At 73.1% G+C, this 22,775-nt stretch carries 17 protein-coding genes; 11 read left to right on the top strand and 6 right to left on the bottom strand.

What is annotated here, in order from left to right; all coding sequences use genetic code 11:
• Positions 1 to 94 precede the first annotated feature (94 nt).
• Entirely contained in the window at positions 95 to 1,228 is a 1,134-nt protein-coding gene (locus ACGFZQ_RS38095) for an ROK family transcriptional regulator (protein WP_351744969.1), read from the bottom strand.
• Between the two features lie 569 nt (positions 1,229 to 1,797).
• Here ACGFZQ_RS38095 and ACGFZQ_RS38090 point away from each other — a divergent pair.
• From ACGFZQ_RS38090 to ACGFZQ_RS38065, 6 genes are all read left to right on the top strand, one after another.
• Positions 1,798 to 2,703: an N-acetylglucosamine kinase gene (locus ACGFZQ_RS38090; RefSeq protein WP_393844236.1), complete on the top strand. Its 906-nt coding sequence runs from the start codon at positions 1,798 to 1,800 to the stop codon at positions 2,701 to 2,703.
• 276 nt (positions 2,704 to 2,979) lie between these two features.
• Entirely contained in the window at positions 2,980 to 4,911 is a 1,932-nt protein-coding gene (locus ACGFZQ_RS38085; protein WP_393844235.1) for a phosphatase PAP2 family protein, read from the top strand.
• 90 nt (positions 4,912 to 5,001) lie between these two features.
• Positions 5,002 to 6,690, top strand: coding sequence for an ArnT family glycosyltransferase (locus ACGFZQ_RS38080; protein ID WP_393844234.1), 1,689 nt, complete (start codon positions 5,002 to 5,004; stop codon positions 6,688 to 6,690).
• A 186-nt stretch (positions 6,691 to 6,876) separates the two neighbouring features.
• Complete coding sequence (locus ACGFZQ_RS38075) at positions 6,877 to 7,800, top strand: MurR/RpiR family transcriptional regulator (RefSeq protein WP_351744960.1); 924 nt, start codon at positions 6,877 to 6,879, stop codon at positions 7,798 to 7,800.
• A gap of 424 nt (positions 7,801 to 8,224) precedes the next feature.
• Complete coding sequence (locus tag ACGFZQ_RS38070; protein WP_393844233.1) at positions 8,225 to 8,608, top strand: hypothetical protein; 384 nt, start codon at positions 8,225 to 8,227, stop codon at positions 8,606 to 8,608.
• 106 nt (positions 8,609 to 8,714) lie between these two features.
• Positions 8,715 to 11,081, top strand: a complete 2,367-nt coding sequence (locus ACGFZQ_RS38065) for a SpoIIE family protein phosphatase (protein WP_393844232.1) — start codon at positions 8,715 to 8,717, stop codon at positions 11,079 to 11,081.
• Positions 11,082 to 11,369: 288 nt separating this feature from the next.
• On the opposite strand, the gene ACGFZQ_RS38060 is transcribed toward ACGFZQ_RS38065, so the two are convergent.
• Positions 11,370 to 12,131: a peptidoglycan-binding protein gene (locus tag ACGFZQ_RS38060; protein WP_393844231.1), complete on the bottom strand. Its 762-nt coding sequence runs from the start codon at positions 12,129 to 12,131 to the stop codon at positions 11,370 to 11,372.
• 175 nt (positions 12,132 to 12,306) lie between these two features.
• Between ACGFZQ_RS38060 and ACGFZQ_RS38055 the strand changes: the two genes are divergently transcribed.
• From ACGFZQ_RS38055 to ACGFZQ_RS38045, 3 genes are all read left to right on the top strand, one after another.
• Positions 12,307 to 13,053 carry a TetR family transcriptional regulator gene (locus tag ACGFZQ_RS38055; RefSeq protein WP_393844230.1) on the top strand — a complete coding sequence of 249 codons (747 nt, stop codon included), beginning with the start codon at positions 12,307 to 12,309 and terminating at the stop codon, positions 13,051 to 13,053.
• 190 nt (positions 13,054 to 13,243) lie between these two features.
• Positions 13,244 to 13,678 carry a zinc ribbon domain-containing protein gene (locus ACGFZQ_RS38050; protein WP_351744949.1) on the top strand — a complete coding sequence of 145 codons (435 nt, stop codon included), beginning with the start codon at positions 13,244 to 13,246 and terminating at the stop codon, positions 13,676 to 13,678.
• 184 nt (positions 13,679 to 13,862) lie between these two features.
• Positions 13,863 to 16,628 carry a hypothetical protein gene (locus ACGFZQ_RS38045; protein ID WP_393844229.1) on the top strand — a complete coding sequence of 922 codons (2,766 nt, stop codon included), beginning with the start codon at positions 13,863 to 13,865 and terminating at the stop codon, positions 16,626 to 16,628.
• 63 nt (positions 16,629 to 16,691) lie between these two features.
• Here ACGFZQ_RS38045 and ACGFZQ_RS38040 read toward each other — a convergent pair whose 3' ends face one another.
• On the bottom strand, positions 16,692 to 17,087 hold the full coding sequence (locus tag ACGFZQ_RS38040) for a PPOX class F420-dependent oxidoreductase (RefSeq protein WP_351744945.1): 396 nt from the start codon (positions 17,085 to 17,087) through the stop codon (positions 16,692 to 16,694).
• Between the two features lie 37 nt (positions 17,088 to 17,124).
• Positions 17,125 to 18,297 carry a MalY/PatB family protein gene (locus ACGFZQ_RS38035; protein ID WP_393844228.1) on the bottom strand — a complete coding sequence of 391 codons (1,173 nt, stop codon included), beginning with the start codon at positions 18,295 to 18,297 and terminating at the stop codon, positions 17,125 to 17,127.
• 191 nt (positions 18,298 to 18,488) lie between these two features.
• Here ACGFZQ_RS38035 and ACGFZQ_RS38030 point away from each other — a divergent pair, with 191 nt between their 5' ends.
• Entirely contained in the window at positions 18,489 to 19,862 is a 1,374-nt protein-coding gene (locus tag ACGFZQ_RS38030; RefSeq protein ID WP_393844227.1) for a S1 family peptidase, read from the top strand.
• An 80-nt stretch (positions 19,863 to 19,942) separates the two neighbouring features.
• Here ACGFZQ_RS38030 and ACGFZQ_RS38025 read toward each other — a convergent pair whose 3' ends face one another.
• Complete coding sequence (locus tag ACGFZQ_RS38025; RefSeq protein WP_351744937.1) at positions 19,943 to 20,131, bottom strand: hypothetical protein; 189 nt, start codon at positions 20,129 to 20,131, stop codon at positions 19,943 to 19,945.
• Positions 20,132 to 20,272: 141 nt separating this feature from the next.
• On the bottom strand, positions 20,273 to 21,421 hold the full coding sequence (locus tag ACGFZQ_RS38020) for an ROK family protein (RefSeq protein ID WP_393844226.1): 1,149 nt from the start codon (positions 21,419 to 21,421) through the stop codon (positions 20,273 to 20,275).
• 141 nt (positions 21,422 to 21,562) lie between these two features.
• Here ACGFZQ_RS38020 and ACGFZQ_RS38015 point away from each other — a divergent pair, with 141 nt between their 5' ends.
• Positions 21,563 to 22,765: a Gfo/Idh/MocA family protein gene (locus ACGFZQ_RS38015; RefSeq protein ID WP_393844225.1), complete on the top strand. Its 1,203-nt coding sequence runs from the start codon at positions 21,563 to 21,565 to the stop codon at positions 22,763 to 22,765.
• Positions 22,766 to 22,775: the final 10 nt, after the last annotated feature.

The raw sequence follows: 22,775 nt of genomic DNA, 5'->3' as shown, positions 1-22,775 counted from the left end.
CGTCGTGTACGGGCTGGGAGGCTCACCCCAAGTCGGCGTCCCGGCCGACTTAGAAAGCGCTTGTCCGGACATTGGCAGACCGATAAGGAAGCCGTCAATCCTTCACCTGCGCGCCTTCGGTCACGTTTTGGACTCCCTTGGCCACCGCGAGCCGGGCCGCACCCACGACAGTACCGAGATCCCCGATCTGGCTGCTGACCACCTCGGTGGGCCAGCTCAGCCGCCCCAGCTCGGTCCGCACCCCGGGCAGGAGCTGCGGGTCCGCGCCGGTGCTGCCGCCCAGCACGATCAGCCCCGGGTCCAGTACGGCGGCCACGGCGGCGGCCAGCCGGCCCACGTCGGCGGCGTGCCGGGCGACGAGCGAACGGGCCGGTTCGCGGCCCTCGGCGGCCAGCGCGAACAGGCGCTCGGCGGTGCGGGGGCATGGGCCGTCGATGTCCCGCCAGGCCTCGGCGGCCCGGCGCAGCAGGGCCTGCGAGCCGACGTACGCCTCCAGCGCCTCCTGGCGGGGCTCCCGGTCGTCGTCCCAGGGGTAGGGCAGCCGGGCCAGCTCACCGGCCGCGCCGTTGGCGCCGCGCAGCACCTGGCCGCCGATCACGATGCCCAGACCGATACCGACGCCGATCCGCAGGTAGCCGAAGGTGCGGCGGCCCCGGGCGGCGCCCTCGTGGAGTTCGGCGAGGGCGGCGCAGTTGACGTTGTTCTCCAGGTGGACCGGGACCCCCGGCGGCAGGGCGACCGAGACCGCGTCGAAGACCGGCCCGGCCTTGGCGGTCGCCGGGCGCATCCCGGTGCCCGCCAGGTCGGGGGCGGTGACGTCACCGATGGCGACGACGATGGCCCGCAGCGGGGCGCCCGCGGGCAGCGCGGCCAGGGCCTCGCGGACGGCGTCGGCGGCGCGGGTGCGGGGCGTGTCCGCCTCGGCGAGCAGCGTGCCGTCCAGGGCGCAGCCGCGCACCCGGGTGTGGGCCGGGCCGAGGTCGACGGCGAGGACCGAGCCGGAGGCGGGTCCGAGGCCGTAGACCGCGGCGGAGCGGCCGGTGCCGCCGGAGGCGGTGCCGGAGTGGGTGGCCAGCCGGGCCCCCTCCAGCTCCGCGACGGCGGCGGAGACCGTCGGCTTGGAAAGGCCGGCGAGGCTCGCGAGCTGCGGCCGGGTGGCGCTGCCGGCCTGGGCCAGCACGGCGAAGACCGCGCCGGCGCTCTCGGTGAGCCGGGGGGCCTCAGTCACGACGTGTTCCACAGTTCCCCCATGGGTCAGGGGCCGCGCTCCCCCGGGTGTCGCGGGATGCGGCGATGCGGTGCCCTTGTGCCGCGCGGTTCTGGCCTCGACAACGTCCCGTTGATCGAGTCCGCGGCGGCTCTTGACGCACTGTACTTCGTTAGTTAACTTCCTAACGAAGTACACGGTACTCGCCTGCCGTGCTCCACAAGAAGCCCGTCCCGGGGCTTCCCGACTTCCTCAACTCCTGTCCGGCCAGGCACGGTTCGCCCGCCGTCGCAGCTAGGGCCTGGCCGGCGGATCAAGACGCAGAAAATCAGCGGCGACTGTCAACGCCGGTGAGCGGGGCGTGGTGTGTGCAGCTGCAAGGCGGAGGAGGGAGTCGACGCGGTGGGGGCACCCCCGGCCGAAGGCTGGGGGACGTCGGCGACCGACGACAACGCCGCTGGGGGTCCCCCCACGCCTTTAAGGCAGTGGGGGAGTGCGTACCACGCCCCGCGCCCGCGGCTGGATCCGCCGGCCAGGCCCTGAGTGCCAGGCTCTTCGGCGCTGTTCGCCCAGACGACGAAAGAGGATCCGTGCAGGACGCGTCTTCTTCCCCTCTTGTGATCGGCATCGACGTGGGGGGCACCAAGACCCATCTCCGCGCCCTCACCGGCGCGGACCTGGTCGCCGATCACGTCCGTTCGAGCAGTGGCTGGCGGCCGCACGAAGCGGCCGCCGCGGCCCGCTGGCTGACCGCACTCGTCCACGAGGCCCTGCCTCCCGGCACCCGCCCGGCCGCCCTGGCCGTCGGCGGGCACGCCTGTGAGACCCCCCGCCAGTGCGCCGGTATCGCCGCCGCGCTGCGGGAGCTCCTCGACGTGCCCGTCCAGGTGGTGGGCGACGCCGAGCTCCTCGTCCCCGCCGCCGGCCTGGACAAGGGCGTCGGCCTGGTCGCCGGCACCGGCTCGGTGGCCGTCGGCCGGCAGCCCGACGGCAGCCCCGTGCAGGTGGGCGGCTGGGGCGCGGTCCTCGGCGACGAGGGCGGCGCCGCCGGACTGGTCCGGGAGGCCGCCCGCGCCGTCTGGGCCGCACACGACCGCGGCGAGGCCCCCGACGCCCTCGCGACCGGACTCGTGGCCGCCTTCGAGGTGGCCGAAGTACCCGCACTCGGCGCCGCGCTGGAGGGCGCCTCCGACGTCTCCGCCGAGTGGGGCCGGCACGCCCCGGTGCTTTTCGTCGCGGCCGACGCGGGCTCCCGGCTCGCCGCCGACGTGATAGCCGACGGCGGCCGCGCCCTGGCCGGCCTCGTGGTCCGGCTCGCCGCCCGCGGTCTCGCCGTGGACGACGTGGTGGTCGCGGGCGGCACGATCCTCTCCCAGCCACGCCTGTACGACGCCTTCGCGGCCGCGCTCGCCGACGCCGTACCCGGGGCGCGGCCACAGCCGTTGCGACTCCCGCCGGTCGAGGGCGCGGTGGCGCTGGCACGTTCGATCCTGTGAGAAACCCGTCCGCTGCCCGTCCGGTTCCGTATGCCGTGGACCACGGGCTGTTCGACGCTGCGAACGCACAGGTCCCGGGCGGTTCTTCCGGTGAACCACCGGGCTGCCGTTCAACTCCGGGTCACATGGCGGTCGTCGGGCCATGACCGCAGGGACACGAACTCGCCCTAGAACTGCGCTCGTTCAACACTTCTCCCACGCGAACCCACACGCTCACGCGCATCTGGAGCATCAGCCGTCCGCGTGAACTCCCCAGAACTCAAGAGAGGCACACCCATGCCGTCACCTGCCGGGCACCGCACCTCCTCACCGGCCCGTGGACTCCCCGTCGGCCGACGGGGATTCCTCAAGACCTCGCTCGGCGCGTCGGCGGGTGTGCTGGCGGCCCCGACGTTCGCCGGGTGGCTCGCCGCCGCGGACGCCAAGGCCGCGACCGCTCTCGCGTTCGTCGACGACTACAAGACGAACATCAGCACCAACCAGACCGCCGACACCAACGCGGTGGTCCGCATCCTCGGCGGCTTCGCGCTGATATGGAAGACGGGTTCCGCCTGGAACACCGGTGGCGTGCTGCGCGCCGACATCCTGCGCGACAACATGCGTTACTGCGCCAAGATCACCGCCAAGCGCTCCGCGGCCGAGGCGAAGAAGGCGTTCCTCTACGACCGCCAGCACCAGAGCTACGCGATGATCGCCGGCCTCGGCCCACTGGCGGACCTGTACAAGGCCGGTTCCCTCGCGGTCACCTCGATCACCAGCGCCCCCGACGGGACGCCCGCGACCACCGTCAACGACGCCGTCCCCGCCGACGCCCCGGCGGGCTCGGCGCTCGGCGCCGGCTCGCACGACTCGGCGCTGGGCAAGGTCGCCGAGCTGGTCGACACCCTGCGCGGCAACTACGCCTCCGGCAACCCCTCCAAGTACGCCTACCAGTACCCGCGTCCGTGGCGCATGAACGAGGACAGCGAGGTCGTCGACACCGGCAGGACCGACGCCTACGGCTTCCCGGTCTACGACTCCGAGGTGGTCGTCGCCCCGCAGCTGCTGCGCCAGCGCAGCACCTCCCCGGTCGACGACGGCGGCTTCCCCTCCGGCCACACCAACGCCTTCCACCTGGCGGGCCTCGCCTACGCCTACGCGGTGCCGGAGCGTTTCCAGGAGCTGGTCGCCCGCGCCCTGGAGCTGAGCGACACCCGCATCATCGCCGGTATGCACAACACGGTCGACGTGATCGGCGGCCGCATCATGGCCACCGCCCTGGCCGCCGCCACCCTCGCCGACCCGGCCAACGCCGCCCTCAAGGCGGCCGCCCGCGCCCAGGCCCTCGCCTACTTCGAGGCGCGGTCCGGCAGCACCGCCGACACCCTGTACGCCTACGCCCACTCGGCCGGCACCGCCGCCGACCCGTACGCCGACCGCACCGCCAACGAGCGCGCGGCCACCCCCCGGCTGACGTACATCCTGCGGCGGCAGGGCGGCGACCAGCCGCTCACCGTGCCCAAGGGCGCCGAGGTGCTCCTGGAGACCCGCCAGCCCTACCTCACCGCCGACCAGCGCCGCGAGGTGCTGCGCAGCACCGCCCTGCCCGCCGGCTATGTGCTGCTGGACGGCGTCGAGCAGTGGGGCCGCCTCAACCTGTTCGCCGCGGCGGACGGCTACGGCGCCTTCGACACCGACGTCACGGTCACCCTGGACGCGACGGCCGGCGGCTTCTCGGCGGCCGACAGCTGGCGCAACGACATCGACGGCCACGGCGGCCTGACCAAGAAGGGCACCGGCACGCTGACGCTGACCGGCGGCAACGGTTACCGCGGCGGCACCGTGGTGGCCGGGGGCACCCTGGTCGCCGCCTCGGACGAGGCGCTGGGCCGCGGCGACGTCCGGATCGAGGCCGGCACCCTGCGGGTGGCCGGGGACCTGTTCGTGCGGGGAACCTACACGCAGGACGCGGGCACCCTGGAGGTGACGCCGGGGAAGGGCCGCAGGGCGCCGCTCCGGGTGAAGCACCTGGCCGTGCTCGGCAAGGGCAGCACGCTGTCCCTGAAGCTCGACACCGAACACCCGCCGGCCCCGGGCTGCACCCTCCAGGTGCTCGACGCGCCGCGGCTGCGCGGACAGTTCGACCACATCGAGCTGAACTCCGACAAGCTGCGGGCCGTACCCGTGTACACGGCAGACGGTCTGTCGGTGCGACTCGTGAAGCGGTGACGCGCCCGGTGGCGGGAGCGGTGCGACAGTAGGGCCCATGACCCTCCTGATCGCTCCCGTCACCGCGGGCCCGGTGTCCCCGCGGGGCGGATGATGGCAAGCGAACAGCAGTCGGTCCTCGATCCCGGCCACCTCGACGACCCCGCACCCACCCCACGGCCCGCCGCCGCGGCCCGGCTGACCGCCGCCCTGCGCGCCCGCCGCCGGTGGCTGGTGCCGGTCCTGGTGGTGCTGCTGCTCGCCCAGATGGCGGTCGCGATGGTGACCACCGCCGTCCAGCAGACGCCCACCATCGACGAGCCGGTCTACGTGGCCGCGGCCACCGACTACCTCCACGAGCACCGGCTGCGCTACAACCCCGAGCATCCGCCGCTCGGCAAGCTCGTCGTCATGGCCGGGATCGCGGTCGCCGACCCGCACTACGACCCGTCGTACCAAGGCGACCAGGGGCAGGTGGGGCGACATCTGCTGTACGCCTCGGGCAACGACCCCTGGCGGCTGATGCTGTGGGCCCGGCTGCCGGTGATCGCGCTGACGCTGCTGTTCGCCCTGGTGGTCTTCGCCTTCGCCCGCGAGGTCCTCGGTACGGCCGCCGGGCTCCTCGCGCTCGCCCTGTACTGCTTCTCCCCCGACCTGATCGCGCACGGTTCGCTGGCCACCCTGGACGTGCCGTCGGCCGGGTTCGTGCTCACCTCGGCCTGGCTGCTGTGGCGGGCACGCCGCCGCCCCCGGCTGTATCTGCCCCTCGCCGGGGCCGCTCTGGGCACGGCGGTGGCGACGAAGATGAGCGTGCTGCCCGCGCTCCCGGTGCTGCCGGCCCTGGCGGTGCTGTCGGTGTGGGGCGTGCGCCCGGGCCGGGTGCGGCGCGCGCTCACGGCCGCGGTGGTGGTCACGGCGACGGCGGTCGCCGTCGTGTGGCTGTCCTATCTGGCCGTCGATCCCCGGCTGCGCTCCGTGTCCGCGGTGCCGATCCCGGCGATCCACGGTCCGCGGGGCCTGCTGGTGGATCTGATGCCCTTCCCGCACGCCTACCGGGACGGCATGCGCCTGCAGTTCGGCCTGGAGGACTATCCCTGGCAGGGCTATCTGTTCGGGCACCTCTACACCGGCTCCCGCTGGTACTACCTGCCGGCCGCCCTGCTGGTGAAGACCCCGCTGGGCATGCTGGCGCTGTGGGGGGCCGGTGCGGTCGCGGTGGTGGCGGTACGGCGGCTGCGGCCGGCCGCGCCGTACGTGCTGCTGCCGCCGGCCGTGCTGCTGGCCTCGGCGATGACCGGGTCGCGGGACTTCGGGACGCGGTACGCGCTGTTCATGCCGATGTTCCTGGCGGTGGGCGGGGCCTCGGTGCTGGCGGTGCGGTGGCGGTGGTCACGGCCGGTGGGCGGGGCGCTGCTGCTGTTCGTCGCGGTGAGTTCGCTGCGGACGTTCCCGTTCTATCTGCCGTACTCCAACGAAGCGTTCGGCGGTCCGGCGAAGACGCATCTGCGACTGCACGACTCCAACGTGGACTGGGGCCAGGACCTGGGCCGGCTCGCCGACCGGCTGCGGGAGCGCTACCCGGGCGAGCGGATCTGGCTGGTCTACAAAGGCAGTGGCATCCCGTCGTACTACGGCATCCACGCCACCGATCCCCGCACGGTGCCGCCCCGCGAGGTGCACGGGCTGCTGGTCGTCTCGGACTCGTCGGTCGCCAAGGCACGGGGCAGACTGGCCGAATTGATCGACACCAGCCGTCCGGTCGATGATGTCGGGCATTCGATCACCATCTATCGGCGGTGACCGTACGATCCATCCGATCCACCGGCGACGACCACCGCAACCGTCGCCGGTGAGCACCGGAATCCCGGTGCGGTTTCCGCATCCTGTGCGTTCGGCACCGGGACGGTCCGGCGTACCGCACAACCCCTGGTCACCACGGTCCGTGAGCTATGTTGAGTCCTCGTGGGAGACAAAGGAGGCGCTTCGGTGCCATCGCCGCAGCAGGCTCGCGCACAGGCATCCGCGATCACCTCGGGCAAGACGGTGCCGGAGGCGGAGGCCGCGCCCACCTCCCAGCTCCGCGAGCTCTTCGACGGCCCCCGGCTCTCCCCCGGCCAGCGGCGCATCGCCCAGTACCTGATCGACCACATCACCGAGGCGGCCTTCCTGTCGATCACCGATCTCGCCGAGCGGGTCGGGGTCAGCCAGCCGTCGGTGACCCGGTTCGCGGGCGCGGTCGGCTTCAACGGCTACCCCGCGCTGCGCGAGCGGCTCCAGTCGATCGCGCTGCGCACCCTGGCGGGCGGCACCGGGGCCGCCACCGAGCACCGCAGCAACGAACTCCAGGCGGCCGTCGACGCCGAGATCGAGAACCTGGAGAACCTGCGCCGGGACTTCGCCGACCCGGACCGGGTGATCTGGATCGGCCGCGAGCTGTCCCAGTCCTCCCCGCTGACCGTGCTCGGCCTGCGCATCTCCGTCTCGCTGGCGGAGTACTTCGCCTACGCCGCCCGCCGTATCCACCCCGATGTCCGGCTGGTGACCCGGGGCGGCAGCGTGGCCTACGACGCGCTGCTGCAGTCGCGGGAGGCGGGCGGCACCTGGGTGCTGGCGTTCGGGATGCCGCGGCACGCGCAGGAGACGCTCACCGCGATCCAGGTGGCACGCACCGCGGGTCTGCGGGTCGCGCTCGTGACCGACCTGGCGCTCGGCGCGCTGGCCGACGAGGCCGACGTCACCTTCAGCACCGGCATCGGGTCCCGCCTGGTCTTCGACACCTATGCGGCGCCCGGCCTGATGGCCGCCGCCCTGCTCCAGGCCATGACCGACGCCGACCCGGAGCGCACCCAGGCACGCCTGGAGGAGTACGAGCACGTCGCCGAGCAGCACCAGTTCTTCCTCAAGGACTGACCCGGGGCCCACCGGACCGTCCCTCCCCCCTCTCCGCAGCAGCACGTAGGGGGATCATTCACCGCAATTCACGCATGAATGTTTTCATACGTCTTGCAAACCGGATGGCATATATAAATACTGCTGACGGATCTCCCCGGCACCCTCCGGGCACGTTCCGCACCGAGGACGCACCGCTCGCACCCGCCCCGAGAAAGCCGACGGACCGCCCATGCGCACGCAGCACCATCCGCAGTGCCGGCGGCCGGCGCCCGGGGTCCCTGCACGGACACCCCCAGCCGCCGTCTCCTACCCGCGTCGGCGCCCGGGGTGTTCGAACGGGCATCGCCTGCGCGATTCGCCCGCGGCGGCTCCGGCCATCCCCTAGGCCGGAGCCGCCCAGACATCCGTCGACCACCCTTTCCGACGCCGCATCCCGGAAGCGATGATCATGACCCTGACGACGACCACCCGCATCACTCCAGACTGGCCCTGCCAGGTCAGGACGCCGGGCAGTTACGACTGGGAGCGCTCCGCCACCAAGTGGCTGCGCGAGCTGGTGCCGGCCCGCTACGCCAGCTACCCGGCGCTGATCCGGCACCCCGTGCTGCTCGCCCGGCACGCGCAGATCCAGGTCCAGCACGAGATCCGGGTGGCCCGCACGGCACTGCAGACCGCGCGGGCCGAACTGCCCCTGCTGGGACTGCCGGAGTCGGTCATCGAGCACACGATCAAGCTGTACGCGGCGGAGGTGCTGCAACTCCAGCACATCGCGCGCAGCGTCCGTGCCGTCACCGAGGCGCTCGTCGGGCACAGTACCGGCCGCTGACCGTTCCGGTTCGGTCCTGGTCCGGTTCTGGTCCGGGGATGCTCAGAACCTTCACTGATCCGGCACGGGTGTGATCGGACGCGCCTTCCTGTGCCATGCTCGATCCGTGACCAGCGAGCAAGCGCCGCCTGTCGGCACCGGCGCCGTCGCCGAGCCGGCGGCTCTGGCCAAGGTCGTGTCCCGGCAGCGTGCCGAGCTGGACCGGCTGCGGGACCAGGTGGCCGTCTCCGCCGTGGTGGAGCGGGCCAAGGGCGCCCTGATGGCCACCACGGGCTGCTCCCCCGACGCCGCGCACGAGGCGCTTCTGCAGCGGGCCAAGGCCGGGAACCGCACGCTGCTGGAGGAGTGCTGGCTCACCCTCGGCGCCCTGATGCCCACCGCGCCCCCGGCCGTCGACCCCGTCACCGAACTTCCCGCCCCGGTGGCCTCCCGCAAGTCGCCCGTCCCGCCCGGTACCGCCGAGACGCTCGGCCGCCTGGGCACGGCCCTGGTGCACGTCGGCTCCCCGCAGGAGCTGGCCGGGACGCTGCTCGACCACCTGGCGCCCGGGGTCGGCGCCGACGCGGTGCTGCTGTACCGGCGGCCGCCCGGCCACGGGCTCGAACTCATCGGGTACGCCGGTGTCGACGCGACACTCGCCGCCCAGTGGCAGCGGGTACCGCCGCTGAGCGGGTTCGCCCCGCTGGAGACCCTCAAGACCGGTGAGCCCCGCTGGCTGGAGCACTTCGCCCGGGACCGGCAGGACTACCGGCTCATCGACGAACCGCCCGGGCGCTGGCTGTCCCGGGCCTGGCTGCCGGTCACGACCGGGGACACGACCGATGTGACACTCGGTGTGCTGCGCCGGCAGGATGCGGTCTTCGGGCCGGCGCAGCGCGAGCTGCTGCGCGCCGTCGCCCGGCTGTGCGCGGGCCGGCTCACCGCCCTCGACGCCCCGGCCGAACCGCCGGCCTCGGACTTCTCCCGGACGGTGCAGACGGTGCTGGACGCACTGCCGGGAGCGGCGGTCCTGCTGACCCCGCTGCGCACCGCCGTCGGAGAGGTGGAGGACTACCGCATCGAGGCGGCCACCCCGAACGCCGTCGACATCCTCGGCCGCACCGGCCGCGAGCTGGTCGGCTCGCACATCCTGGAGAGCTATCCCTCCGTCGCCGGCGAGTCGCTGTGGCAGGGGTATCTCAAGGCGCTCGACGGGGAGCCGTACGAGGGTGAGCCGTTCGTCCACGAGGAGGTCGTCGCGGGGGCGGCCGTGCGGGCCGCCTACTCGGTGCGGGCCACCCGGCTCGGCGACGGACTGCTGGTGACCTGGCTGCGGCACGATCTGCAGGAGCGGCAGGAACAGCGGCTGGCGGACATGCAGCGGCTGGGCAACCTCGGCTGGGCGAACTGGAACCTGATGACTCGTCAGGTCACCTGGTCGTCCCAGGTGTACACCATCCTGGGCCGCGACCCGGGCCGCGGCGCGGTCGCGCTGGACCTGCTGCCGGACCTGGTGCTGCCCGAGGACGCCCACGCGCTGGCCCGCGCGGTCTCCGAACTCGCCCGCACCGGCGGCTCGTTCGACGTCCCGTTCCGGATCAGGACCGGGAACACGGTGCGGCATCTGCGGGCCGTCGCGGAGGGGGTGACCGCCGCGGACGGCATGGTCGTGGAGGTGCACGGCTTCGTCCAGGACCTCACCGCGCAGCGCAGCGCCGAACTCGCCCTGGTGGACAGCGAGCGGGCGATCCTGACGCAGCGCGGCGTCCTGGAGGCCGAGCGCGCGCTGGCCACCCGGCTCCAGCACGCGCTGCTCCCGCTGCCCAGCGGGCCGGTGCGGCTGTGCGGGCTGCGCGTCGAGGTCGCCTATCTGCCCGCGCAGGCGGGGGTGCACGTCGGCGGCGACTGGTTCAGCGCCATCGAACTTCCCGACGACTCGGCGCTGTTCGTCGTCGGCGACGTGGCGGGCCACGGTATCGACGCCGTCGCGACGATGGCCCAGCTCCGGTTCACCGCCAAGGGCATGGTGACCACCGGCTCCTCGCTGACCGGTGCGCTCGCCCGGCTGAACTTCCTGCTCCTGCACTCGCGCGACAGCCAGTCCACCGCGACACTCGTGCTCGCCCGGTACCAGCCCGCCGAGCACCGTCTCGTCTGGGCCCAGGCGGGTCACCTGCCACCGCTTCTGGTGCGCGCGGGCGAGGTGCGGCGGCTCGACCGCCCCGACGGCATGCTGCTCGGGGCCTCGGCGGACCCGGTCTACGAGTCCGCCGAGTTCCGGCTGGAGCCCGGCGACCGGCTGCTGCTGTACACCGACGGCCTGGTGGAGCGGCTCGGCGAGGACATCGACCTGGGCCTGACCCGCCTGGCCGAGGCCGTCCGCGCCTCCGAACCCGGGTCCCTGGACGCGCTGCTCGCCGCGATGCTGGAGGGCGAGCGGCGGGACGACGTGTGCGTGCTGGACATCCGGGTGCCGGTGACGGACGCGGAGTAGCCGCAGCGGTCAGTCGTCGTCACGGTGCCGCCAGTACCAGAACAGGCCCACCACCAGGGCCAGCAGGAACACGGCGGGCAGCAGCAGGCCCGGGATGCGGGAGCCGTTCATCGGCATGGCCTTCGGGGTCGTACGGTGGGGACACGGCGGCACGGAGCTGCCGGGTGGCTGCCCATGGTGACGCCCGTTCCTCGCACGAACCCGGCGTTTTCCTGATCCATTGCCCGGCGTTCGAAGGCGCTCCCCGGACCGGCCGACCGGACCGGTCACCGGGCCGTTCGTCCCCGCTCAGCCGTCCGTCGGGCTGGTGCGCGACTCCAGGGCGCTGCGGGTGTCGTCGCCGTAGACGCCGCGCTCGTCGCCGCTGATGCCGTACCAGATCTGGAAGCGCTCCACCGCCGCGGTGAGGGCGGCGTCGTACGTTCCGCCGGTGGAGCCGTCGCGGTAGACGTCCGGGATGCGCAGGAGGCGCTGCTCCAGGTCGACGACCTCGGGGCCGGTGTCGCCCTCGCGGAGGGTGCCGGCGCCGTCGGGATCGGTGGAGGTGTCCGAGGCCGGTGGGGTGGAGGCCGGTGCCGTGGTGGCGGACGGGGAGGGCTGGGCGGCCGCGGCGGTGCCCTCGCGGCCGGGCAGCAGCAGGGCACAGCCGAAGCCGACCAGGACGGCCGCGCCGACGGCCACCACGGCGGCGGCCCGGCGCAGTCCCGGGCCGAAGCCGAAGGCGTGCGACGAACGGGCGCCATGGCCGTGGCCACGCGGGCCGTCGGCGACCGGCGGCAGTTCCTGGGTCTCGTCCTCCGTGCCGGCGGCGGGCCAGCGGTCCGCGTCGAACGCCTCGAAGTCCGCCGGCCCCGGCTGCTTCGCGGTCTGTTTCCCCGCCTGCCTGCCGGCCTGTTTCCCGGTCTCTCTCGCCTTCTCGTCGGCCTCCGCCTCCTCCCGGATCTCGCGCATCAGCTCCGCGAGAGCGTCGAGTCGGCGGGGGCGCAGGACCCGGACCGGTTCCAGGATCGGCCCGCGGTGCGGCTGCTCAGGGTCGGGCGGTGTCGACACACTGCTCTCCTTCTACGTCCCGTACGCACGGGTGTCCGCGATCCCCGAGAACACATACGGCAGAACCGGTCGGCCGGTTCAGCCCGAGCGGGACCAGCAGAAGGGGAGTGCACTCAGTTCCCCACCCGGCGTGCACTGAGTGCCATGAGCGCGATGGAGTGCTACGTTCGCGTCCATGAGCTCCAGCAGCACGGCGCCGCCCGCGAAGCCACCCATGCGGGACGCCCTGGTCGCGGCGGCCTTCCGGCTCTTCCTGGAGCGCGGCTACGAGCAGACGACCGTCGACGACATCGTTGCCCTGGCCGGGGTCGGGCGGCGCTCGTTCTTCCGTTACTTCCCGTCCAAGGAGGACGTGGTCTTCCCCGACCACGAGGGCTGCCTGGCCGACATGACCGCCTTCCTGGCGGCGAGCGAGCCCGGGTGCGAGCCGGTGCGGCGGGTGTGCGACGCGGCGCGACTGGTACTGCGGATGTACGCGGAGAACCCCACGTTCTCGGTGCAGCGCTACCGGCTCACCAAGAAGGTGCCCGGGCTGCGCGCGTACGAGCTGTCGGTGGTGTGGCGCTACGAGCGCGCGCTGGCCGAGTACCTGCGCGGCCGGTACGCCGGCCGTCCGGACGGGACGCTGCGGGCGGACGTGATCGCGGCGGCCGTGGTCGCGGCGCACAACAACGCCCTGCGCTCCTGGCTGCGTTCGGACGGCGAGGGCGACGCGGCGGCGACGGTCGACCACGCCCTCGGGTACGTACAGGCCGCGTTCGGCACCGAGGACGCCGGGCCCGCGCCGGACGGCGCGTCGGCCGCACTGTTCGGCGGGCCGATGGAGGAGCACCCGGACGACGTGGTCGTCCTGGTCTCCCGGCGGGACGCCCCGCTGTGGCGGGTGGTCCAGGAGATCGAGACCGCGTTCGGCCGTGCCTGACGGGCCCGGGATCCGGTGACCATCCGCAGGATCCTCGCAATTTAGGGGTACGCAGTGCCTTTACGACTGACACTCAGTGCCATACGCTGACGGCGTGCACGGTGGCACGGCGAACCGGGCACATGCGTGCGCGGCCGGGTCCGGGCACGCGGGATTCGGGTTTCCGGGCGAGCGCAGGGAGTTGACCAGCGTGTACCACCACTCAGCGAGCGCCGCGCAGTCGGCGGTCGGATTCGCGACGAGCGTTCTCGACCCCGCACCCGCGGACCACCGCCACGCGGACCACCACAAGGACGCCATCGTCTTCCAGCGCTGCACCTGGTGCGGCACCGCCACCTACCACCGGCTGCTGTGTCCGGTCTGCCAGGGCAGCGAACTGCGCACGGAGCGCAGCGAGGGCACCGGCACGGTCCGCCACTCCACGGTGGTGCACCGCAACACGCCCGCCGCGCGCAATGTGTCCCTGATCGAGATGGCCGAGGGATTCGTCGTGCGGGGCCGGGTCATGGGCCCGCCGATCGGCATCCACAGCGGCGACCGGGTCAAGCTCTCCACGGCCAAGGACCCGGTGCGGGGCGAGCCGGTCTTCCAACTGCTCGACGAGCCGTACCGGGCATGGAGCTGACGGTCGGGTATCCCGTCACGCGGCAGCCGACGCCCTGGGCGAGGCTGCTCCACCTCCCCTCCCGCAAGTAACCAATCCCTCTTCCTTCACAGGCAACCCACAGACCCTGCTCCCCGTCCTCCGGGGCGCGAGGGGTTCCTCGGGACGGCCGGGGCTCCCGTCCTCGCCTTCCGAGGAGGGAACATTGGTCCGTACCCGGCGCATATGGGTCACCGCTGCCGCGGTGCTCGCGCTCGTGGGAGGGGTGTCCGGCACCGCCGCGCACGCCCGGCCGGCCCCGGCGGCCGCCGAGTCCGGCGGGAAGCTGCCGCCGGGCTGGCGCATCGACGACGGGCGCTCGGCGCCCCAACTGGTGTGGCGGTCCGGCAGACAGGTGCCGATGGGCGACGCGCGGGTGGAATTCCGCTCGGACGGACGGCTGTTGGGGGTGCCGAAGCCGGAGCGGGACGGGCACACCTTCCGGCTCGGCCTCGAAGGAACCCGCGCCGGTGACCTGACGGATCTTCAGGTCTGGTCGGGCGGACGGCGGTTGGACACCCGGTCAGCTGCCACCGAGGCACCCGCGTCGGCCGCCCGTCCCCCGGCTCCACTGCCGGCCGGCCCGGTGGACCCGGGCAAGCCCGGCCGCTACCGCACGACCACCGGCGAGTACCACCTCAAGTCGGCGCGCCTGCCCGGGTTCTCCGTCCCGGTCGAGATGAGCGCCGTGGTGGTCGCGCCCACCGGGGCCTCCGGCCCGCGCCCGCTCGCGCTGTTCCTGCACGGCCGCCACGCCACCTGTTACGCCCCGCACGGCGACGACGGGCAGGCGTCCGGCGCCTGGCCCTGCCCGGCCGGGACGCTCCCGATACCGAGCCATCGGGGCTACCTCCGCGACCAGCGGCTGCTGGCGTCCCAGGGCTATGTGACCGTGTCGATCTCGGCGAACGGCATCAACGGCCAGGACTGGCAGGCCGAGGACGGCGGCGCCCAGGCCCGTTCTTCGCTGATCCGGCTGCACTTGGCGCACTGGGCCGACTGGGCGCGAAACCCGCGGCTGGCACCCCGGATCGTCCGCGAGGCACCGCGCGCCGACCTGTCCCGGGTGCTGCTGATCGGCCACTCCCGGGGCGGCGAGGGCGTCAACCGGGCCGCGCTGGACAGCCTCTACCCGCCGCCGGCCGACCAGGACGGCTACCACGGCAAGGTGCGCTGGCACATCAGCGGCACCGTGCTGATCGGCCCCACCGTCTTCGGCCAGAACCCGGTACCGGACGTGCCGTCGCTCACCGTCCTGCCGGGCTGCGACGGCGATGTCTCCGACCTCCAGGGAGAGGTGTACGTCGACGGCACCCGCGCGGTCGGCGCCGGCAAAGCCCTGCACAGCGCGGTCTACGTGATCGGCGCCAACCACAACTTCTTCAACACCGAGTGGACGCCGGGACAGGCGCAGGCCCCGGCGGAGGACGACTTCTACGACGACCCGGACCAGCGGGACCCGGTCTGCTCCAAGGGGACCGCGACCCGGCTGACCGCCGACCAGCAGCACCGGGCGGGCTCGACGTACATCGCCGCGGCGGCCCGGCTGTTCGTCGCGGGTGACGACAAGGTGCGTCCGCTGCTGGACGGTTCGGGGCGGCGGGCGCCGTCGGCGGATCCGGCGCGCGTGCTCAGCCACGCGGTCGGCGCGAACCGTGGCGCCGGGTTCCTGCCGGACGGCAAGGTGAAGGTGACCGGTGGCCGGCTGTGCGCCGCGGCCGATCCGGACCCGGCAGTGGCCTGTCTGGGCGAGGGCACCGTGGGCGGCTCGCCGCACTTCGCGCAGTGGGAGACGGCACGGGAGACAGGGCGGAACGCGGTCGCGCTGCGCTGGACGGCCGCGGGAGCGGCGACCCGCGTCCAGGTGGCGCGGCCGGTCTCCCTCCGGGGCGCCGACGCGCTCGCGCTCCGGGTCTTCGTGCCCCCGAACACCGAGGGCACCCGACTCGACGCGGCCGTCACCGACACCCACGGGCGTACGGCGACACTGGGCCGGGTCCGGGTCGACGGGCTGCCCGGCAGCGAGCGCACCGCGTCCTACTGGGCGCGTGAACTGCGGGTACCACTGACCGCCGCCCGCCGGGCCGGGGTCGACCTGCGTTCGGTCAAGTCCCTTGAACTGACCCCTCGTTCGGCTTCGGGGCAGGCCTGGCTGATGGACGCCTGGGGCTGGCGGCCGGGCACCCCGGCGGTACGGGCGGCGGCGCTGCCGCGCGTCGACGTCGGCCGTCTCACGGTCGACGAGGGCGACTCGGGTGTCCGCACCTACCACGTTCCGGTGCGGGTGTCCGGGCGGGGCAACGGCCAGGTCCGGATGTACGTCGTGGACCCGGCGACCGGTACCGCGAAGGACCGCCTGGTCACCGTGCGGCCCGGCGGCCACGCGGTCGACGTGCCGGTCGAGGTGCGGGGCAACACCCGCTACGGCGCCGACCTGTCGTATGACGTGCTGGTCAAGGCCGTCCACGGGGCGGTCGTCGGCTCCTACCGGGGCGGCCTGACCGTGCACGACGACGACCCGGCGCCCACGGTCACCGTGACCCCGCTCGCGGACAAGGTGACGGAGGGTTCGGCGCTGAAGTGGCGGATCTCGCTGTCGGAGGCCGCGGACACGGACATCGGTACGCTCTTCGTCCCGGTCCGGCCCGACGGCGGTGCTCCGGAGCTGTCCACCAAGGACGTCGATCCGCACTGGCTGGCCGACGCCTCCGGCGCCGAACCGGACCCGGAGCGGCCGCTGTCCTCGGTGGACGGCCTCTATCTGTGGCTGGACGTCCCGGCCGGGCAGACCAGCCTCGACGTGACCGTGCCCACCGTCGAGGACCGGACCGGTGAGCCGGCCGAGTCGGTCAGCTTCCGGCAGACCGCCGACGACGGCGAACCGCTGCCGGGCGGTCTGGCGCTGAACGGCACGGTGCTGGACGCCTCGTAGCGCTCCTCACGCTGCCGGACGCGTTTCGTAGCGGTCCTCGCGCCCTGGAGAGATACGGCCTTCTCAGGGCGCGAGGGTCACCCGGATTCCGACGGTGCCCTCGCGGCCGCGCCGCAGCCTGCTGCCGAGCAGGGTGAGCCGGCCGGTGATGCCGTACTTGCGGGCGATGAGGTCGCGGTAGCGGGCGGTGGTGGCCTCGTCGGCGATCTCGGCGGTGGCCTGGACCGGGTCGCCGGTCGGGCGTCCGCGCAGGTCGCAGGGGCCGACCCGGACATCGGCGCGGCGGCGGATGCGCTTGACCTTCCAGGTGTCGGCGGCCGTCCAGACGCCGAGGGTGTCTCCGTCCCGCACCACCCAGACCGGGGTGGGGACGGGGCTGCCGTCCTTGCGATAGCTGGTGACGAGCAGGTATTTGCCGGCGCCGAGCCGGTCGAGATCGGTCCCGGTGGTGTCGTCCATGCGGGAAGTGTAGGGGTCGCCTCCGCCGCGCTGCGCCTCAGACCAGGGCCGCAGCCATCCGCCGTACCGCTTCCGTGATCACCTCGGGCGAGGTGGCCAGGTTGAGCCGTACGTGTCCGGCGCCGCCCGTGCCGAAGGGGATCCCGGAGTTGACGGCGACCCGGCCGCGCGCCAGGAAGACCTCGGCCGGGTCGTCGCCGAGTCCGAGTGCGCGGCAGTCGAGCCAGGCGAGGTAGGTGGCCTCGGCGGGCCGGTACCGGACCGCGGGCAGGTGGCGTTCGAGGAGACCGGCCAGCAGACGCCGGTTCTCGTCCAGCCCGACGAGCAGGGCGTCCAGCCAGGCGGTGCCGTCGGCGAGGGCGGCCGTGTGCGCGATGACGCCGACATGACTGGGGCCGTGGCTCACCTCCTCCGGCATCCGGGCGAGGTCGGCGGCGGCCCCGGGTCCGGCGACGGCGAGCGCGGCCTTGAGGCCCGCCAGGTTCCAGGCCTTCGAGGCCGACATCAGGGACAGGCCGCGCTCGGCGCCCGGCAGGCTCAGATACGGCACGAAGTCGACGCCGGGGGCGGTGAGCGGGGCGTGGATCTCGTCGGCGACGACCCGGACGCCGTACCGCTCGGCGAGTTCGGTCACGGCGGTGAGTTCCCCGGCGGTGTGGACGGTGCCGGTCGGGTTGTGCGGGCTGCACAGCAGATGGGCGGCCCGCCCGCCGCCGAGCCCGCGGAACGCTGCCGCCAGGACGTCGAGGTCGATACGCCCGTCGGCGCCGAGCGGGGCCTCCACCACCCGCCGGTCCATGTGCGCGATGAACTGGTAGAACGGCGGATACACCGGCGAGTTGACGACCACCGGATCGCCGGGCCCGGTGACCAGTCTCAGCATCTCGACCACCCCGAGCATCACGTCGGGGACGATCGCGGTGCGCGCCACGTCCAGCCCGTGCCAGCCCCAGCGTTTGGCGGCGAACGCGGCGAGCGCCTCGGCGTAGCCGGTGCCCGCCGGGTAGCCGGTGTCCCCGAGTTCCATCGCGTCCGTGACCGCGCGGACGACCGGCCCGGCGAGCGGCACGTCCATCTCCGCCACCCACACCGGGAGCACGTCCTGCGGATAGGTGCGCCATTTCATGCTGGTACGGCGTCGGAGTCGGTCGAGGGTGAGAGCGCGCAGCGGGTTCGGTTCGTCCGGGTTCTCCTGCTGGATGCTGGTCATGGGGTCAAGATAGGCGGCCCCGGGGTGCCCGGGAACGCGCCCGGACGGCCATGTCGTACCGCCACGGGATCGCAAAGATCACCGTCGCGGTGAACACCCCCGCGCCCGGCCCCGTATGAAGAGCAGGGCGCTCGACGACCGGAGGGCCCCGCGGTGTCCGCACCGCGCGTTCGGGGTTTCGGGAGCCATGGATGAGGCACGCACGACGACGGGTCGTCCGGCGGGGGACACAGCTGGCGGCGGTCGGCGGACTCCTTCTGGGAGGCGCGATGGTCACCACGGCCATGGCGAGCGAGACTCCCGGTACGTCCGCCGTCCCGTTCAGCTCCGCGACGGAGGCCGGTGACACCGGCGCCGCACTGGTGGCCAAGCTCGGTACGGCCCGTACGGCGGGCAGTTGGATCGGCGCCGACGGCAAGCCGGTGGTCGCGGTGACCGACGAGCGGGCCGCGACGATGGTGAAGCAGGCGGGCGCCGAGCCCAAGATGGTGTCGCACAGCATGAACGAGCTGAAGGCGGCCACCGCCACGCTTCGTGGGGCGCCGCGGGTGGCCGGCACCGCGTGGGCGGTGGACTACCGGACCAACCGGGTGATGGTGGAGGCCGACAGCACGGTCTCCGCCTCGAACTGGTCGGACCTGAGCCGGGTCGCCGCGGGCATCGGCACCTTTGTGCAGATGCAGCGCTCGGAGGGCACGTTCACCACCCGGCTCAACGGGGCGCAGCCGATCCTGTCGACGGGCGGCCGCTGTTCGGCGGGGTTCAACGTCACCAACGGAACGACCGACTTCATTCTCACCGCCGGTCACTGCGGACCGGCCGACACCATCTGGTTCGACGAGGGCGAGGGCAACAACCAGCAGGTGGGCACCACGATCAACACGCAGTTCCCGGGCAACGACTTCTCGCTGATCCAGTACGCCGGCGGGAAGGCCGGTGACAACGCCGACGTGGTCGCCATCGGCAACGGCCAGGGCGTGCGGATCACGGGGGCGGCCGATCCGACGGTCGGGCAGAAGGTGTTCCGCAGCGGCTCCACCAGCGGGCTGCACGACGGCACGGTGACCGCCCTCAACGCCACCGTCAACTATCCGGAGGGCACGGTCACCGGGCTCATCCAGACGAACGTGTGCGCCGAACCGGGCGACAGCGGCGGTCCGTTGTTCTCGGAGGGCATCGCGCTGGGCGTGACCTCGGGCGGCAGCGGTGACTGCACCACGGGCGGGGTGACGTTCTTCCAGCCGGTGACCCGCGCGATGGCGGCGCTGAACGTGCAGTTGATCGGGGCGACGCAGAACGCGGCCGGGGGCCAGGGTGCCTCGCCGGCGCCGTCGGCGGCGGCGACCCACAGTGCCATCGCGCCGAGCGCGGCCTCGCCGGGTTCGGCGGCGCCGGTCGCCTCGGACGACACCAGTCTGGTCGCCCGGCTGACGGACACCCGTAATGTCGGCCCGGGGCTGCTGGTGATCGGGGGCAGCCTGGTCGCCCTGGTCGCGACCCGCTACTTCCGGGCGGAGCAGGACCGCAAGGCGTACCAGCGCTACTACTCGGCTACTTGGGGCTGACGGCGGGGACCGGGGGCTGTGGAAGGACCCACGGGTCTACGAGAAGGGCACCCGTCCCGACGGGTGCCCGGGACGGGCGGTCAGGCCGCCTGGTCCGGCTGGTGCGGGGACGCGGCCGCCCATTCGAGGACGAGCCGCCGGTATTCCTCGCGCTGCTCGGTGCTCAGTGTCCCGCCCGACCGGAGCCACAAGGCCCGGATCTCCTCGTTGACCTCGTCGGCCGATCGCTCGGTGACGGCTTCAACACTGGTGGACATGGTGTGAAGCATATGCCGGTCGACGTGAAGGCGCCGTGAGTAAGTACGACCGATACGGACATAACGGACCGTGTTAATCATCACGTCAATGAGTCGGGGAGAAGCGGGAGTTCGCCACGGCGCGGCGGCGGACGTCCGGGCGGAAACGGCAGTTCAACGCCCGTCCCCGCCGAGCACCAGCACCTGGATCGCCAGCACGGCCGCCCCGCGCGCCCAGTCGTGGAAGTCGGAGACCTTGGTCTCCAGGCCGATCGGCGCCGCGAGCGGATGCCGGTGGGCGCGGACGGTGTCCCGCACCGTGTCCCCGGCCACCTCCATCAGGCCGACCCCTTCCCCGGCGAGCAGGATCTTCTGCGGCATGGCGAAGTTGGCGATGTGCGCGAGCAGGGTGCCCAGCGCCCGGCCTGCCTCGCCGATCACCCGCGCGGCCATCGGCTCGCCCTTCGCGGCGCGGGCGAGGATCTCCCCGTAGGACGCGTCGTGGCCGGTTGCGGCCCGGATCTGGTAGCGGATGCTGGGGATGGTGAGCAGCGACACGGCGCTGCCGCGCTCGCCCTGCGGGGTCAGCGGGCCCTGCGGGTCGATGATCCAGTGCCGGCCGAAGCCCCGGTCCTCCTCGGCGTACGGCACCCGCCGGCCGCCGAGCACCAGCCCGTAGCCGATACCGGCGCCGATGGTCAGGACGACGAACCGGTCGAGTCCCCGGCCGGCGCCGAACCAGGTCTCGGCCTCGACCAGGGCGGCCACGTCGTTCTCCACCACGACCGGCAGCCCGGTGCGCCGCCGCACCAGCTCGGCCAGCGGGACGTCACGCCAGCGCAGGTACGGCGACTCGCCGACCACCGCGTGCTTGCGCACGAACCCGCCGACGCCGATGCCGATGCCCGCGACGGCGGGGTGCCGGGCGGCCAGCTCCGCGGCCATCCTGGCCAGCAGGTCGGCGACCTCCTCCGGGTCGTGGCTGGTGAGCGGGCGGTCGAGGCGGGCGACGATGTCGCTGCGCAGGGTGGTGACGACGCCGTACACGGTCTCGTCGGTGACCTTGAAGCCGAGGAAGCAGCGGGAGTCGGCGACCACGTCCAGCGGCTGGGAGGGGCGGCCCTGGCGGGCTTCCGCGGGGGCGCCCGCCCAGGGGGCCTCGACGAGCAGCCCGGACTCGATGAGCGGCTTGGTGAGGCGGGTGAGGCTGCCCTGGGAGAGGTTCAGCCGGCGGGCCAGCTCGGTGCGCGAGAGCGGGCCGTGCACGAGCACCTCGATCGCCACGGAGCGCTCCGCGGGGCTCAGCGGCAGCCAGTCGGACACGGCACCCCTTTCCTTTCGGAACTGAAGTAACTCGGCCACCCTATCGTGCGCCGGGTGCGCCGCAGAAGCGCCCTTCTGACGTCGTTCCTACTTCTGTCCGCCCCTTGACGGCGAGATTCTTCCGAAGCAAAAGTAACCACCATGACTTTCTCACTCGGCATCGTCGGCGCCGGCCAGTTCTCCGGCCAGTTCGCCACCCTGTTCCAGGCCCATCCCGGCGTCGGTGACGTGTACGTCACCGACCTGCTGCCCGAGCGGGCGGAGCGGCTCGCCGCCGCCCAGAGCCTGGCGGGGACCTTCCCGTCGTACGAGGCGATGCTGGAGTCGGCGGACGTCGACGCGGTCGCGATCTTCACCCAGCGCTGGACGCACGGCCCGCTGGTCCTGGCGGGCCTGAACGCCGGCAAGCACGTGTACTCGGCGGTCCCCATGGCGATCACCGCCGAGGAGATCGCGGCGATCATCGACGCGGTCAAGGCGACCGGCCTGACGTACATGATGGGTGAGACCAGCCAGTACAACCCGGCGACCGTGCACGCCCGCAACCAGATCGCCGAGGGCGCCTTCGGGCGGCTGTTCTACGCCGAGGGCGACTACGTCCACGACATGGACCTGGGCTTCTACGACGCGTACCGCTACAGCGGCGGCGAGAACTGGAAGGCGACCGCCAGCTATCCCCCGCTGCTGTATCCGACGCACGCGGTGGGCGGGGTGCTCGGCGCCTGGCAGACGCACGCGGTGAGCGTGTCGGCGATCGGGGTGGTGGACGACCGCGGCGACGGCGTCTTCGACAAGGACGTCAGCCAGTTCGGCAACGACGTGTCCAACGCCACCGCGCTGTTCGAGGTCGCGGGCGGCGGGTCGTTCCGGACGAACGAGTTCCGGCGGGTGGGATATCCGTCGCACATCCGCGAATCGCGCTTCCGGTTCTTCGGGACCGAGGCCAGCATGGAGCAGCTGGCGACGGTGGCGCTGTGGCAGGACAAGAAGGGCGTGCAGGACATCAGCGAGCTCCTCGAGCCCAAGCCCACCATGTCGCCCGACGATCCCTCGCTCCAGCACATCGCGCCGGAGCTGCGGGCGGCCTTCACCTCCGGGTCGGCGCCGGTGCACGACCGGGCGCGGCTGCCGCGGGAGTTCGACACGCTGCACAACGGGCACGAGGGCAGCCACCACTTCCTGGTCGACGACTTCGTGACAGCCGTCAGCACCCGCGCCATGCCGACGGTCAACGCGTGGGTCGCCGCCCGCTACACCCTGCCGGGCATCATCGCGCACGAGTCCGCGCGGCAGGGCGGGGCCAGGTTGGAGATCCCGGACTTCGGGGACGCCCCGGAAAGCTGAGCCGGGGCGC

Origin of the sequence: Streptomyces sp. NPDC048254, from assembly GCF_043201895.1 — a bacterium.
Classification (GTDB): Bacteria; Actinomycetota; Actinomycetes; order Streptomycetales; family Streptomycetaceae; genus Streptomyces.
Note: the sequence above shows the minus strand (reverse complement) of the source record. Positions and strands in the feature narration are given on the sequence as shown.